Source organism: Haloarcula rubripromontorii, assembly GCF_001280425.1.
Taxonomy (GTDB): Archaea; Halobacteriota; Halobacteria; order Halobacteriales; family Haloarculaceae; genus Haloarcula; species Haloarcula rubripromontorii.
The window spans coordinates 302,502-315,657 of the sequence record NZ_LIUF01000003.1 but is presented as its reverse complement, the minus strand read 5'-3'; the positions used below and the strand labels follow the sequence as shown (position 1 = coordinate 315,657).

Below are 13,156 nucleotides of genomic sequence, written 5' to 3'. Positions count from 1 at the left end.
GGCGGCTGTTGGCCATCCTCGTGTGCGACGTGAAACCCTCCTGACCGGTGGCGTGGTCGTGGTCGTCCTGACCATGCTCATCGGTGCAACAGCGGTCCCCGGCGCGCTCTCCGAACCCGAAGACAACGTTCGCGAGAGCTATCTCGACCTCCGCGAGACGACCATCGAACCGGCGTCGGTCGACGGCCAGACGGTGACGCTCTCCATCGACGCCCGCCTCTCACACCGTGGCGGCCCAGCCGAGAACGTCACCGTGGAGACGCGGGCCATCGACGCGGACACCGGCCTCGTCGCGACGACGACGCGGCAGTCAGTCGGCACAATCGAAGGGGAACGAGAAGTATCGGTGCGGTCGAACATCACAGTCGAGCGGGCGGGCGGCTATCGGATCGACACAATCGTCTACGAGGACGGTAACCGCGTCGAGACCGGTCAGCAGTCGGTCCAGAACGTCGACGCCCTCACACCGGCGTACGCCCGCAGTACCGTGACCTTCCAGCGGTTCGAGAACGCCGGCGTCCCGCTGGACTCCATCACCTACCGGATTGACAGCGTCTCGAACAACCAGACGACCCTGAACGTCTCGGTGTACGTCACGAACGCCGGCAACAGTCCGTCTGATGACCTCTCGCTACGCCTCCGGGCGCGGCAGGCCGACTCGAACGTCATCGCCGACGAGTCGACCGTTCGGGTCGGCCAGATTCGCCCCGGCCGAACGGAGATTGTCAGAACGCAACTGACGGTGCCTGACGACTACAACTACTGGCTTGACGGGATGTTGCTCTCTGACGGCGTCATCGTCGGGACCGAGAGTTCCCCGGCGAACCTCCATCCGACGGAGCGTCTGCAGGAGAACGAAACCAGACAGCAAGTCGGCTTCCAGTCTAGCGATTTCGAGCAGGACCGGCCCGAAGAACGAGAGATGGACGGACCACAGCAGACCGCGGCCGGGGAAGGTCCCGGCTTCACGGCGCTACTCGGCCTGATTGCCGTCCTCGCAAGCGGCCTCCTCATCACACGGAGACAGACCAATGAGTGACACCTCCACCACCGACGCAGTGGCACAGGATACCGGCGCAGAGACCGGCGACGCTGTCGACGAACCGGACGACGACACCGGACCGGCAATAGCGATCTACGCACAGTGGGCAGTGTTCGTTATTCTCACGCTCGTGGCGCTCATCGCGACACTCCAGTTCTACTTCTCCGCGTCGTCAGCGATTGATACGTTCGTCACCGACAGGTACCGGCCGCTGTTCAACGCGGCGTTCAACCTCGCCGTGGTGCTCGCCTGTGGGCTGGGCCTCTCGGTGCTGGTCCGACGGCTCGCCTGAGACGGACTGTCACCAGCCGTATCAGGCACCCACAGTCGACGTTTCAGTAATCCAAGTCCGAAACTTCGCGAGCCAGTCACCCGACGACGGCGCGATTCTCCGGATTGGCGTTGCTCGCTGACCGACCGTATACACGGACTATCTCGGGACGACAACCCTTTTCAGCGGCCCAACCAAAACCGGGCGTATGGCAGACGATGAACCTGACAACGCTGACGAATCTGCGGACGCGACCGAGGAAGGCGGCGAGGAGAAGTCCTTCCGCGAGCGGGTCGAGGAGATCCGACAGCAGCGCGCCGAGGAGCGCGAAGAAGGCGAGGGTGACGGCGAAGAGATGAGCCGCGAAGAGCGAATGGAAGAGATGATGGGCGGTGGCGGCGGCCCCGGCGGCATGGGCGGCGGTAACCCATTCGCACAGATGATGGGCGGCATGATGGGCGGCGGCCCCGGTGGCCCCGGTCCGGGCGGCCCCGGCGGCATGGGCGGCGGCCCGCCAGGGCAGCACGAGGAATCGGGCGGCAGCGACAACGAGGAACTCACGCGCGAGATGCGAAAGCTCCGGGACGAAGTCCACGACATGCGACGGTCGCTCGACCGCATCGCCGACGCGCTCGAAGACTAACGGAACGCAGTTTGCTGACGGTTTAGCGAACGACACCGAGCAGCGGCGGGGCGGCGAGGCCATTCGAACGGGTGCCAACGAGACCCCAGACGGACGCGTCCCCAGTCGCTACGAGGTGCAAAACGAGACGCCGGTAATCTCGAACCGTGCGCCACCATCGGCACTGTCTCGAACGCTGATCTCCCAGCCGTGTGCCGACGCGACCTCCTGGGCGATACTGAGTCCGAACCCAGTTCCTTCCGGGCTCGTCGAGTAGCCGGCTTCGAACACTGTCTCTCGCTCGTCTTCGGAGATACCGGGGCCGTCGTCGGCGACGTAGAACCCGTCGTCCACCGCCCCGACTGTTACTGTCACGTCCGTCCCGGCGTGTTCGACCGCATTCCGAACGAGATTTTCGAACAACTGCTTCAGGCGGCTTTCGTTTGCCAAGACGGTCCGGTCGATATCGGTGATGAGTGTCGCATCGGCCGTTTCGACAGTCTTCCAGCAGTTTTCGGCGAGCGACGCGAGCGCGACCGGTTCGCGGTCGGTGACGGTCTCACCGTCCTGTGCCAGCGTGAGCAGATCAGTCAGCAGCGTGTCCATCCGCTCGTGTGCTCGCTCGACAGCGGCCAGATGCTCACTCTCACACTGCTCGCGTGCCAGCTGGAGCCGTCCCTGGGCGACGTTCAGCGGATTCCGGAGATCGTGTGAGACGACGCTGGTGAACGTTTCGAGCCGGTCGTTGTGTTGTTCGAGGACCCGTTCACGGTCGCGTAACTGTTCGGTCCCTTTGACCTGTTTGAGCGCGCTGGTGACATGTCCGGCCAGAATCTCTCCGAGGACGACATCCCGCTGGTCGAACGCCGCGGCCGTCTCCGAGCCGGCCAGCAGGATGCCATGCTCGCCAAGCGGAAGATACAGTTCGCTTTTGATCAGCGTGTCCGGGTTGTAGATGTCCGGGTCAGTATGGACGTCGTCGACGGCCAGAGCATCGCCGGACTGGTAGACGCGCCACGCAATGCTCTCCCCGGGTGTGAAGGTCGGCAACTCGTCTATCAGCTCATATATCGCGTCGGAGGCGGCGACCGGTTCGAGAGTCCGTTCGTCCTCGTCGAAGAGGTGAATCGTGTTCGCTTCGAGTCCCAGTACAGTGCGCGCCGTTTCGACGCCGATCTCGGCGACGTTCTCGCGCGTGTCAGCCCGGAGCAAGTCTTTGGCCGACTCACTGAGAGCTTTCAGGCGGTATTCGTGTTCCTTTCGCTCGGTGATGTCCTGCTGGAATCCGACGTAGTTGACGACCGTTCCGTCGTCGTCGCGGACAGGGGCGATAGTCACCTGATTCCAGAACATGGTCCCGTCCTTCCGGTAGTTCCGGAGTTCGACCGACACGGGCTCCTCCTCGTCGATGGCTGTCCGCATCGCATCGACCGACTCGGACTCGGTCGCCTCGCCCTGCAGGAACCGGCAGTTTCGGCCGAGTACCTCCGACTCTGTGTAGCCGGTCAGTGCCAGAAACCGACGGTTAGTGTAGATTATCGGCGTATCTTCTTGTTCGGGACCGGTGATCACGATACCGATAGGTGCCTCGTCCATAGCGCGTTTGATCCGGGAGAGTTCCTGTTCACCGTCTCGCTGGTCGGAGATATCACGGACAGTACAGACCAGTTCACCACGGTCGGTTTGCGCGAGCACGTGGTCTTCAGTGAACGTACTTCCATCGGCACGGAGTCCAATCGTCGTGCCCGTCCAGTAGCCGTTCTCCTCGACAGCCGGGATAATGTCGCTGTAGATGCGAGGAATATCCGCCTCTCGATACAGTAGTTCCCAGTGCCGTCCATGCATTTCAGCCGGATCGTAGCCATAGAGGTCCGCGTACGCTTCGTTGACGAAGATGAACCGCCCGTCCTCGTCGAGGATGCTGATTCCCTCCTGTGCGGTTTCGATGGCATCGAGCTGGCGGTTCCGCTCTCGCTTGACTCGCTGGGACTCCACAGCGTTCGTGATTCTGTTCGCGAGCACCGCGTACTGGTCCGTGCCGCTCTCTTTCTGCAGGTAATCGGTGACGCCGGCCGAAATCGCGTCGCTGGCTATCTCCTCTGAGCCTTTGCCAGTGTAGAGAATGAACGGCAGAGAATCGTACCCCTCGCGAACGGCTTCGAGGAACTGGATGCCGTTCCGCTCGGGCATATCGTAGTCAGAGACGACACAGTCTATGTCGGTGTCGGCCAGAATCTCCAGCCCCGCTGTGGCGTTCGTCGCAGTCTGGACGTCTATCCGGTCGTCCTCGCGTTCGAGAAACGTCGCCGTCATGTCGGCAAACCCCGGCTCATCATCGACGTGAAGAATACGGATCGGGGCAGCAATATGCGTCATAGGTTTGGCTAGTTGTCACACGTTACAGGTCGCTGAGTTAAAAGACCGTCTCTGGAATCGGAAGGTAACACATCCACGTTATTTACGACCGACGTGTGTTATCATAGGCTCGCGTAGGTATCCCTAATCTACACCTCTGTGTGGCTGGCGCGGGTCGCTACCCCTGGCCGACCATCTCGTCCTCGTCTTCCCACTCCTGTTCGCGGAGTTCGTACTTCTGGACTTTCCCGGTCGCTGTCGTTGGCAGTTCCTCAACGAACTCCACCCGACGAACGACTTTGTAGGTCGCCAGTTGTTCGCGGGTGAACGTCCGGAGGTCCTCGGCTGTCACACCGGGGTTGTCGGGATCGCCCGAATTCGGGACGACGAAGGCCTTCGGGGTCTCGCCCCACTCGTCGCTCGGCGCGGGGATGACCGCGACATCGCTGACGGCGTCGTGTTCGTAGAGCGTGTCCTCCAGTTCGATGCTGGAGATGTTCTCGCCGCCGGAGATGATGATGTCCTTCTTGCGGTCGCGGATGGCGATCATGCCGTCTTCGTCGACCGTCGCGAGGTCACCCATGTGGTAGTAGCCCTCGACGCGGTCCGAGAAGGCCTCCTCGGTCTGTTCGGGCTTGTTCCAGTAGCGGTCCATCACCTGATTGCCGCGGACGACGACCTCCCCAAGCGTCTCGTCGTCGTGTGGCACGTCGTTCCCGTCCTCGTCGACGACACGGACGTCCGTTCCGAGGTAGCCGATGCCCTGGCGCTTCTTGACGCTGAACCGGGCGTCGCTACCGTCCTCGAAGAAGCGGCGAGCGTCGGAGGTCGTGACAAGCGGGCCGGTTTCGGTCGCACCGTAGACGTGTTTCAGATACCAGCCGAACTCGTCCTCGACAGTCCGGATGACGGCTTCCGGCGGCGCGCTGCCGGCCGTCGCGATACGCACGTCGTTGGCACCGGTCGTCTCGATGTTGCCGTCGTGGTCGTCGTAGCGGTCCGCCAGGATGTTCAGCACCGTCGGCGCGCCACAGAGGTAGGACACGTCTTCGGTCCTGACGGCGTCGAAGATGCCCTCGGCGTCGACGCCGCGGGTACAGACGTGTTTCGCGCCCATGCCGGTGACCGAGAAGATGTGGCCCCAGCCGTTGACGTGGAACATCGGGAGCGTCCAGAGGTACACGTCGTCGTCGCGGATCTCTTGGTGGAGCGCGACGATGTAAGCGTGGAGCGTTTCGGTACGGTGGGTCCGGCAGACGCCCTTCGGGTCGCCGGTGGTCCCCGACGTGTAGTTGATGGTGATGAGGTCGTCCTCGTCCATCTCGGGGCGCTCGTAGTCGGTCCCTGCCTCCTCGATAATCTCGTCGAATGATTCCCAGTCGCCGTCGACGGCGTCCGTGTCGTTGGTGACGAAAATTTCGGTGGGCACCTCGTCGCGGATCGGCTCTATCTTCTCGGCGTACTCGTAGTCCGCGTAGACGGCGTCGACCTCAGCATCCGAGAGAATATATTCGAAATCGTCCGGCACGAGCCGGTAGTTCAGCGGCGTGTGGACCGCGCCCAGTTGCATGGTCCCGTAGGCCGCTTCGAGCTGGTAGTGCGTGTTCGGGTCCAGCACGGCCACCCGGTCCCCCTTCTCGATGCCACGGGCGGCCATCGCCGCCGAGAACCCGTCGGCTCGCTCTCCGAATTCGTCGTATGTGAAGCGCTCGCCGGTCGTAGCGACGATAGCCTCTTTGTCCCCGTAGTATTCCCGCGCACGGTCGAGAAAATCCGTGGTAAGCAGTGGCTTATGCATCTCAGGCTATCGTATGGTTAATCATGATAAAGTGGTTGTGATACACCCCTGATCTTGCTGTCTCAGAACGGGTCATATTTCGGGTGTCTGTCGAACCACAGTCGCTTTGGGGATAGCGTCCCCAGTTTTCTCCAATGAGTACAGCGACGGCGGACGTTTCGAAGCGGCAGGCGTGGGTGATGGCCGCGCGGCCACAGACACTGCCTGCCGGGGCCGCGCCGGTCATCGTCGGGATGGGGTTGGCGGTCCACGCCGGCGTCTTCGCCCTATTGCCGGCAGTCGCAGCGCTGGTAGGTGCGCTGCTCATCCAGATTGGAACGAACTTCGCGAACGACTACTACGACGCGGTGAAGGGGGCCGACACCGACGACCGCGAGGGGTTCACCCGCGTGACCGCTGGCGGCCTCATCGACGCCGACGAGGTCAAGCGGGCGATGATAGCGACCTACGGGCTCGCCGTCGTCATCGGTGTCTATCTCGTCGCCGTCGGGGGTCTTCCTATCGTCGTCGTCGGTCTCTCGGGTATCGCCGCCGGGGTTCTCTACACCGGCGGACCGTTCCCCTACGGCTACCGCGGTCTGGGCGACCTGTTCGTGTTCGTCTACTTCGGCGTCATCGCGGTCACCGGCACATATTACGTGCAGGCTGTTGCGAGCGCAAGCGGCATCGGCACGTTCCCGATGACACTCCCGCCGGGGTCGGTCACTGCCGCCGCTATCACGGCAAGTCTCCCGGCGGCCGGCCTGTCGACCGCGATTCTGGTCGTCAACAACATCCGCGACCGCGAGACGGACCGCGCCGCGGGCAAGAAGACGCTGGCCGTCTATATGGGCTACGGATGGAGTCGCGTCGAATTTCTCCTGCTGGTCGGGATGGCCTACGTCGTCCCTGTCGTCTTCGCCATCAACAGCCAGTACGGGCTGCCAGCACTGGCTCCGCTGTTGACCCTGCCACTGGCGGCGACGATTTCGAAAACAGTCCTCACACAGACCGGCGGTGACGCGCTGAATCCGACGCTCGAACGGGTCGGCCAGACGCTGTTCGCCCACTCCGTCCTGTTCGCGCTCGGGCTCGCGGTCCCACAGCTACTATGAACGTCGACCCGTTCTCGCTCCCCCTGTCGGGTCCGCTCGTCACCGCCCGCGAGACTATCAGCCAGCGCTCTGGGTTCGTCGTCCGCTACGACCACCGCGGCGAAACCGGCGTCGGTGAGGCTACGCCACTCCCGGGCTGGACGGAGTCGCTCGACGACTGCCAACGCGGACTCGACGACGCTACCACGGTCGCGGCCGACGGCGGGCACACGGATGTCCTCCTCTCGCTGGACGCCGCGTCGGTTCCCGCCGCGCGGCACGGTTTCGCGACCGCGCTACTGGACGCCGACGCCAAAGCCGACAGCGTGCCGCTGTACCAGTGGTTCGACTCCGACAGGCACTGTAATCGCGTCCCGGTAAACGCGACGGTCGGCGACGGGCCTCCGGACGAGACGGCCGCCGCCGTCGAGCGGGCGGTCGCGGCCGGCTACGACTGCTGTAAGCTCAAGGTCGGGAAACGAACCGTCGACGAAGATATCGAGCGTGTTCGGACCGTCCGAGAGCGCGTCGACGAGGACGTGACAGTGCGAGCCGACGCCAACGGCGCGTGGTCTCACGAGGAGGCCGCGGACGCCATCGACCGCCTCGCGCCACTTGACGTGAGTTACGTCGAACAGCCGCTCCCGGCCGACGACCTCACCGGCCACGCCGAGCTTCGGGGCAACGGCGTCGGTATCGCGCTCGACGAGTCGCTCGTCGGCCGCCGGGTCGATAGCGTACTCGACGCCGACGCGGCCGATGTATTGATACTGAAACCGATGGTACTCGGCGGCCCCGGCAACGCCCACACGCTGGCGCTCCGGGCCCGCGAACAGGGCGTTGAACCGGTTGTCACGACGACTATCGACGCCGTTGTCGCCCGTCTCGCGGCGCTGCACGTCGCCGCCGCGATTCCCGACGTGGCCGCGTGTGGTCTGGCGACCGGCGACCGACTGGCGGCCGACCTCGCACCGGACCCGACAACGGTGACTGACGGGTCGATGTCAGTCCCCCAGTCGGCCGGCCTCGGCATCGACCCGACTGAGGTGGAGACCGATGCGTGACCCCGTCGAGTGGCCGACGAAAGACCTCGTGACCCACCGGGCGAGCGCCACGCCCGACCGGACGGCGATGGTTGCGGCGGACGCAGGCGACGAGACGACGTACCGCGAACTCGATGCCGCCGTCGATTCGGTGGCTGCCGACCTCGACCGGCGACTCGACGGCACGGACGCTACCGTCGCGGCGCTCCTGCCGACGCGGCCGGCAGTCGGGACGCTCCTGTTCGCAACGATGCGACTGGGCGCGACGCTCGCGCCGCTGCACGTCGAACTCGACGCGGCGACGCTCCGGAGTCAGCTCTCGACGGTTGATGCGGACCTGCTGGTCTGTGGGCCGTCGACGCGTGACCTCGCCGCGGAGACGGCTACCTGCCCGGTCGTTTCGGTGGCGGACCTGCCGGTCCGGCCGGACGGGGCAGGCCCCAACCGAAGGGCCGACGTGACGCCGGCGCGCCTCTCTCGGACGGACACCCAACTTGTCATCTTTACTTCGGGGACCACGAGCGAGCCGAAAGGCGTCCGGCTGACCGTCGGCAACCTCGTCGCCAGCGCCGTCGCGTCGTCGTACCGGCTGGGCGTCCTGCCGACGGACCGCTGGCTCGTCTGCCTGCCGACCTACCACATGGGCGGGCTGGCCCCGTTCGTCCGGAGCGCGCTGTACGGTACGACGGTCGTCGTCCAGCGTTCATTCGACGCCGACGGGACCCGGCAAGTCATCGCCGACCGGTCGGTGACCGGCGTCTCGCTGGTGCCGACGATGCTCTCGCGGCTACTGGACGCCGACTGGGAACCGCCGGCTTCGCTCCGGTTCGTCCTCCTCGGTGGCGGGCCGGCCAGCGAGGCACTTATCGAGCGCTGTCGGCAGCGGGGCGTGCCGGTCTGTCCAACCTACGGGATGACCGAGACAGCGTCCCAGATAGCGACCGCACGGCCCGAGACCGCCTTCGAGCACGCCGGCACCGTCGGCCAGCCGCTCGCGTTCACCGAGGTGACGGTCGTCGCCGACGGGGAGCCCTGTGGCCCCGGCGAACCCGGCGAGATAGCCGTCGACGGGCCCACGGTGACGCCGGGCTACCTGGGCGGCGACGGCGCGGCGTTCGGCGAGTTCGGGTTCCGGACGGGCGACCTCGGCTACCGCGACGCCGACGGTCGCCTCTGGGTCGAGGGCCGCGTCGACGACCAGATTGTGACTGGCGGAGAGAACGTCGACGCGAACACGGTTGCCGCGGCGGTCCGGGACCATCCCGCGGTCGAGGACGTGTCCGTCGTGGACCTTCCGGATGAAGAGTGGGGTCAGCAGGTCGCCGCACTGGTCGTTGGGGACGTATCGCCTACGGCGGTTCGCGACCACTGTGCCGAGCGACTCGCCCCGTACGAAGTCCCGAAGACAGTTCGAGTCGACGACGCGCTTCCGCGGACTGCCTCGGGGACCGTCGACCGCGAGGCCGTCCGGTCGCGGCTCACAGCGGGCGACGCCCACGAGCGGCCCGGGTGAGCCTCCGCGAGCCAAGCCGTTTTGCCCGTCGGTAGCCTACGTGGTCCCGTGTGTACAATCGTCCTCGCGTGGCAGGTCTTCGACGGCACGCCGGTCGCGGTCGCGGCGAACCGCGACGAGCGACTCGATAGGCCGTCACAGCCGCCGCGGCAGCGCCACTGGGGGAGTCGCGTCGTCGCACCCGCCGACGAGGAAGCTGACGGGACGTGGATCGGCTACAACGAGCACGGCCTGCTGGCAGCGGTGACGAACCGCTGGCTCGACACTGATCTTGCCGGCGAGCGCTCACGCGGCTTGCTCGTCCGGGACGCGCTGAGTCACGAGAGCGCGGAGTCAGCCGCCCGCGCTGTCGAACAGGCGACCAGAGAGGCCGAATACTCGGGATTCAATCTTCTGCTGGCAGACGAGAACGCCGCCGTGCTGCTGGAATGGGACGGTCAGCTCGCGGTCCGGAACTTCCAGCCCGGCGTCCACGTCGTCGTCAACGTCGGCGCGGACGGCGACTACCGGATTCCATCGCGTCGGCCCGACGACGGCGAGGCGCAGGCGACCAACGCGGCCCGGCTACACGAGGCCATGGTGCCGGAACCCGGCGAGGCCGCCGCCGAGTGGATAGATCGCGCGGGCGAGACCATCAGCGACCACGAGTACGGCGTCTGCGTCCACGGTGACGGATTCGGGACGCGGTCGTCGTCGCTTATCACACTGGGTGCCGACTACGAGTATCAGCACGCGGCCGGGCCGCCATGCCGGACGCCGTACCGCCCGGTCGAAGGTCAGATTTAAGCGGCCGACTCACGGTATGAGTAATACATGAGTTCAGCAGCGTCGGAGGCGGACCTTTCTGATGGCGAGCGGGCCGGGCTTGAACTGATTCGGGAGTCCGGTGGCATCCACCAGAGCGACTTCTGGAAGGAACTCGACGTCTCCTCGCGAAAGGGGAGTCGCATCGTCGAGTCCCTGTTCGAGAAGGACCTCATTCAGCGTGAGGAGACGGTGTACGAGGGACACAACACGTACTACCTGACGCCTGCGGCCCGCGACCTCGATTTCTCGCTCCTGATGGCCGGCGACCAGCTCTCGCCGTTTATCGGCGATGAAGAAGTCGACCCCCACGACGACACCTTCTCGCAGTGGGTCATGACCCTCGCCTACGAGGACTGACCGACAGGCAGGTGGCGTGAGTCAGTAGTGCCACGGCACGTCGTCGAAGTCCGGGTCGCGCCCTTCGTTGAACGCGTCCCGCCCCTCCTGAGCCTCGTCGGTCATGTACGCCAGCCGTGTCGCCTCGCCGGCGAACACCTGCTGGCCGACCATGCCGTCTGAGTCGAGATTGAACGCGTATTTCAGCATCCGCATCGCCGTCGGTGACTTCTCGTTCATTCGCTCGGCCCACTCGATAGCGGTGTCTTCCAGATCTTCGTGGGGCACCACGTCATTGACCATCCCCATGTCGGCGGCTTCCGCAGCATCGTAGGTCTTGCCGAGGAAGAACACCTCGCGGGCCTTCTTCTGGCCGACCTGTCGGGCGAGATACGCCGAACCGAAGCCGCCGTCGAAGCTCCCCACGTCGGGGTCCGTCTGGAGGAACTTCGCGTGTTCCTCGCTGGCGAGCGTGAGGTCACAGACGACGTGCAGCGAGTGCCCCCCGCCGACGGCCCACCCCGGAACAACGGCGACGACGGGCTTGGGGATGTGGCGAATCTGGCGCTGGACTTCGAGGATGTGAAGCCGGCCGACGTTCTCGGGGGCGTCATCCTCCACACCGTCACTTTCAGCTGCTTCTTCGGACCCGCTGTACTCGTAGCCACTTTCACCTCGAATGCTCTGGTCCCCGCCGGAACAGAAGGCCCAGCCGCCGTCCTTCTCGGAGGGACCGTTCCCGGTCAGGAGGACACAGCCAACGTCGGTCTGGCGCTTGGCGTGATCCAGCGCTGTCGCGAGTTCGTCGACCGTCTCCGGCCGGAAGGCGTTGCGCTTCTCCGGCCGGTCGAAGGCGATGCGGACCGCGCCCGTGTCGGTCGAGCGGTGATAGGTGATGTCGGTGAAGTCAAACCGGTCGATGGCGGTCCACCGCTCCGGGTCGAATAGCTCAGAGACCATACCGTGGCTCGGGACGGCCCTCGCAAAAAGATTCCTCGTATCCACGCGGGAGCAAACGCTTTGGTTCCGCGGGCGTGAACGGGCTAGCGATGCCCTCCAACCCGAACAGAAAAGCGGCGATAGGGATACTGGCAGCCCTCTCCGTAGCTATCGTCCTGTACAGCCTGCTTATTGTCCAGCAGATTCTCCTCGGGCTGCTAGTGGCCGTTGTCCCCTGGGTCCTGTATCTAATCGTGCGGTTCGTGTTCACGCTTGAACGCATCGCGACGGCGCTTGAACGACTCGCACGGGACCGGGAGTCGTCCGACCGCGGCGCGGAGACCGACGGAGGCGTGGAAGACGAGTGACCGAACAGAGCCGCAGACGGGTGGTTCGGCCGGTATGAGCGAGACGTTCTACGAGGTACTGGGCGTCTCAACTGACGCGTCGACGGCGGCTATCGAAACGGCCTATCGGGAACGACTGAAGGAGACACACCCCGACGTGAGCGACGCTGCTGACGCCGGCGAGGCGACACAGCGGCTCATCGAAGCCCGGGACGTACTCACCGACGAGGACGAGCGAGCGCGATACGACCGGCTCGGTCACGACGCCTACGTTGCGGGCGAGAGAAATATAGCAGACGCGGACAGCAGTGACGTGGCCGAAGCGGCACAGCGGGCGGGATACGGCAGATCTCCGTCAGGTAGCGACCGGACCGAAGCAAGCGCTGGTCAGGCCACGTCTCGGACAAGCGCCCGGGAGCGAGAACGACGGGAACGGGCTGCGAGGGAGCGCGTCGCCGAGGACAGAGCCGACCGCTCGACGACCGACACCGATGGGTCGTCGAGCGACGAACAGTCGACCGATGCGACCAGCGGGACGGCGGCCGCGTCGAACGCAGGGTCGACCCGGCGCTCCGGGACCGCTGGGACCAGCGACTTCAGCGACAACGACGGCAGCGGGGCCACCTGGAGTTCGTCGGCCACATACTCCGTTCGCCAGACCGGCACGCCGTCCCGCGGGTCGCTCCTGGAGATGCCCACCGGCCGGGAGCTCACGCTGTTCGGGATCACCTTCGCACTCTACCCGGTGTTGCTGTTCAGCGCGCTGCTACCGGCGTTCCCGCTGTGGGTCAACTTGACAATCGGGGTCTGTACGCTCTTCATGATCGGCTACCTCCAGTCTGAGCCCACGATTGCGATTCTGGTGTTTGGGAGCTGGAGTCTGACGACGGCGGTGCTGCTGGTGGTCTTAAACATCAGTGCGTTCTCGCTCATTGGGGCGCTCGCGCTGTCGGGAACGTGGCTCCCGTTCGGGCTGTCGCTCCTGACGGCGTCCGTGTTGCGGCTCTGAA

At 65.1% G+C, this 13,156-nt stretch carries 13 protein-coding genes; 10 read left to right on the top strand and 3 right to left on the bottom strand.

The features are described 5' to 3' along the window. Window positions 1–22: 22 nt before the first annotated feature. From AMS69_RS11215 to AMS69_RS11205, 3 genes are all read left to right on the top strand, one after another. A complete protein-coding gene (locus tag AMS69_RS11215; protein ID WP_053968159.1) occupies window positions 23–1,039 on the top strand; it encodes a DUF7490 domain-containing protein in 1,017 nt (338 codons plus the stop codon). After that, window positions 1,032–1,334, top strand: coding sequence for a hypothetical protein (locus AMS69_RS11210; protein WP_053968158.1), 303 nt, complete (start codon window positions 1,032–1,034; stop codon window positions 1,332–1,334). Before AMS69_RS11215 ends, AMS69_RS11210 begins: the two co-directional genes overlap by 8 nt. 187 nt (window positions 1,335–1,521) lie before the next feature. Beyond that, complete coding sequence (locus AMS69_RS11205; protein ID WP_053968157.1) at window positions 1,522–1,956, top strand: hypothetical protein; 435 nt, start codon at window positions 1,522–1,524, stop codon at window positions 1,954–1,956. A gap of 108 nt (window positions 1,957–2,064) precedes the next feature. Here the strand turns inward: AMS69_RS11205 and AMS69_RS11200 are convergent, their stop codons facing one another. Then, window positions 2,065–4,311 carry a hybrid sensor histidine kinase/response regulator gene (locus AMS69_RS11200; protein ID WP_053968156.1) on the bottom strand — a complete coding sequence of 749 codons (2,247 nt, stop codon included), beginning with the start codon at window positions 4,309–4,311 and terminating at the stop codon, window positions 2,065–2,067. Window positions 4,312–4,468: 157 nt separating this feature from the next. After that, window positions 4,469–6,088, bottom strand: a complete 1,620-nt coding sequence (locus AMS69_RS11195; protein ID WP_053968155.1) for a long-chain-fatty-acid--CoA ligase — start codon at window positions 6,086–6,088, stop codon at window positions 4,469–4,471. A gap of 134 nt (window positions 6,089–6,222) precedes the next feature. Between AMS69_RS11195 and AMS69_RS11190 the strand changes: the two genes are divergently transcribed. The 5 genes from AMS69_RS11190 to AMS69_RS11170 are packed head-to-tail and all read left to right on the top strand — an operon-like array spanning window position 6,223 to window position 10,881. Further along, window positions 6,223–7,182, top strand: coding sequence for a 1,4-dihydroxy-2-naphthoate polyprenyltransferase (locus AMS69_RS11190; RefSeq protein ID WP_053968154.1), 960 nt, complete (start codon window positions 6,223–6,225; stop codon window positions 7,180–7,182). After that, a complete protein-coding gene (locus AMS69_RS11185) occupies window positions 7,179–8,225 on the top strand; it encodes a mandelate racemase/muconate lactonizing enzyme family protein (protein WP_053968153.1) in 1,047 nt (348 codons plus the stop codon). Before AMS69_RS11190 ends, AMS69_RS11185 begins: the two co-directional genes overlap by 4 nt. Continuing rightward, complete coding sequence (locus AMS69_RS11180; protein WP_053968152.1) at window positions 8,218–9,717, top strand: class I adenylate-forming enzyme family protein; 1,500 nt, start codon at window positions 8,218–8,220, stop codon at window positions 9,715–9,717. The genes AMS69_RS11185 and AMS69_RS11180 overlap by 8 nt, the downstream gene beginning before the upstream one ends. 48 nt (window positions 9,718–9,765) lie before the next feature. Then, complete coding sequence (locus AMS69_RS11175) at window positions 9,766–10,503, top strand: NRDE family protein (RefSeq protein ID WP_053968151.1); 738 nt, start codon at window positions 9,766–9,768, stop codon at window positions 10,501–10,503. Between the two features lie 27 nt (window positions 10,504–10,530). Next, a complete protein-coding gene (locus AMS69_RS11170; protein WP_004517952.1) occupies window positions 10,531–10,881 on the top strand; it encodes a helix-turn-helix transcriptional regulator in 351 nt (116 codons plus the stop codon). Between the two features lie 21 nt (window positions 10,882–10,902). Here the strand turns inward: AMS69_RS11170 and AMS69_RS11165 are convergent, their stop codons facing one another. After that, window positions 10,903–11,820 (bottom strand): 1,4-dihydroxy-2-naphthoyl-CoA synthase, encoded by a 918-nt coding sequence (locus tag AMS69_RS11165; RefSeq protein ID WP_053968150.1) that lies wholly within the window; start codon window positions 11,818–11,820, stop codon window positions 10,903–10,905. 89 nt (window positions 11,821–11,909) lie between these two features. On the opposite strand from AMS69_RS11165, the gene AMS69_RS11160 reads away from it, so the two are divergent. After that, window positions 11,910–12,167, top strand: a complete 258-nt coding sequence (locus AMS69_RS11160; RefSeq protein ID WP_053968149.1) for a hypothetical protein — start codon at window positions 11,910–11,912, stop codon at window positions 12,165–12,167. Window positions 12,168–12,201: 34 nt separating this feature from the next. Further along, window positions 12,202–13,155 (top strand): J domain-containing protein, encoded by a 954-nt coding sequence (locus AMS69_RS11155; protein ID WP_053968148.1) that lies wholly within the window; start codon window positions 12,202–12,204, stop codon window positions 13,153–13,155. Window position 13,156: the final 1 nt, after the last annotated feature.

Bases quoted from the DNA above. Each gene is read 5' to 3' on its own strand.
- AMS69_RS11210 (WP_053968158.1), top strand. From the start codon at position 1,032: ATGAGTGACACCTCCACCACCGACGCAGTGGCACAGGATACCGGCGCA.
- AMS69_RS11205 (WP_053968157.1), top strand. From the start codon at position 1,522: ATGGCAGACGATGAACCTGACAACGCTGACGAATCTGCGGACGCGACC.
- AMS69_RS11200 (WP_053968156.1), bottom strand. From the start codon at position 4,311: ATGACGCATATTGCTGCCCCGATCCGTATTCTTCACGTCGATGATGAG.
- AMS69_RS11195 (WP_053968155.1), bottom strand. From the start codon at position 6,088: ATGCATAAGCCACTGCTTACCACGGATTTTCTCGACCGTGCGCGGGAA.
- AMS69_RS11190 (WP_053968154.1), top strand. From the start codon at position 6,223: ATGAGTACAGCGACGGCGGACGTTTCGAAGCGGCAGGCGTGGGTGATG.
- AMS69_RS11185 (WP_053968153.1), top strand. From the start codon at position 7,179: ATGAACGTCGACCCGTTCTCGCTCCCCCTGTCGGGTCCGCTCGTCACC.
- AMS69_RS11180 (WP_053968152.1), top strand. From the start codon at position 8,218: ATGCGTGACCCCGTCGAGTGGCCGACGAAAGACCTCGTGACCCACCGG.
- AMS69_RS11170 (WP_004517952.1), top strand. From the start codon at position 10,531: ATGAGTTCAGCAGCGTCGGAGGCGGACCTTTCTGATGGCGAGCGGGCC.
- AMS69_RS11165 (WP_053968150.1), bottom strand. From the start codon at position 11,820: ATGGTCTCTGAGCTATTCGACCCGGAGCGGTGGACCGCCATCGACCGG.
- AMS69_RS11160 (WP_053968149.1), top strand. From the start codon at position 11,910: ATGCCCTCCAACCCGAACAGAAAAGCGGCGATAGGGATACTGGCAGCC.
- AMS69_RS11155 (WP_053968148.1), top strand. From the start codon at position 12,202: ATGAGCGAGACGTTCTACGAGGTACTGGGCGTCTCAACTGACGCGTCG.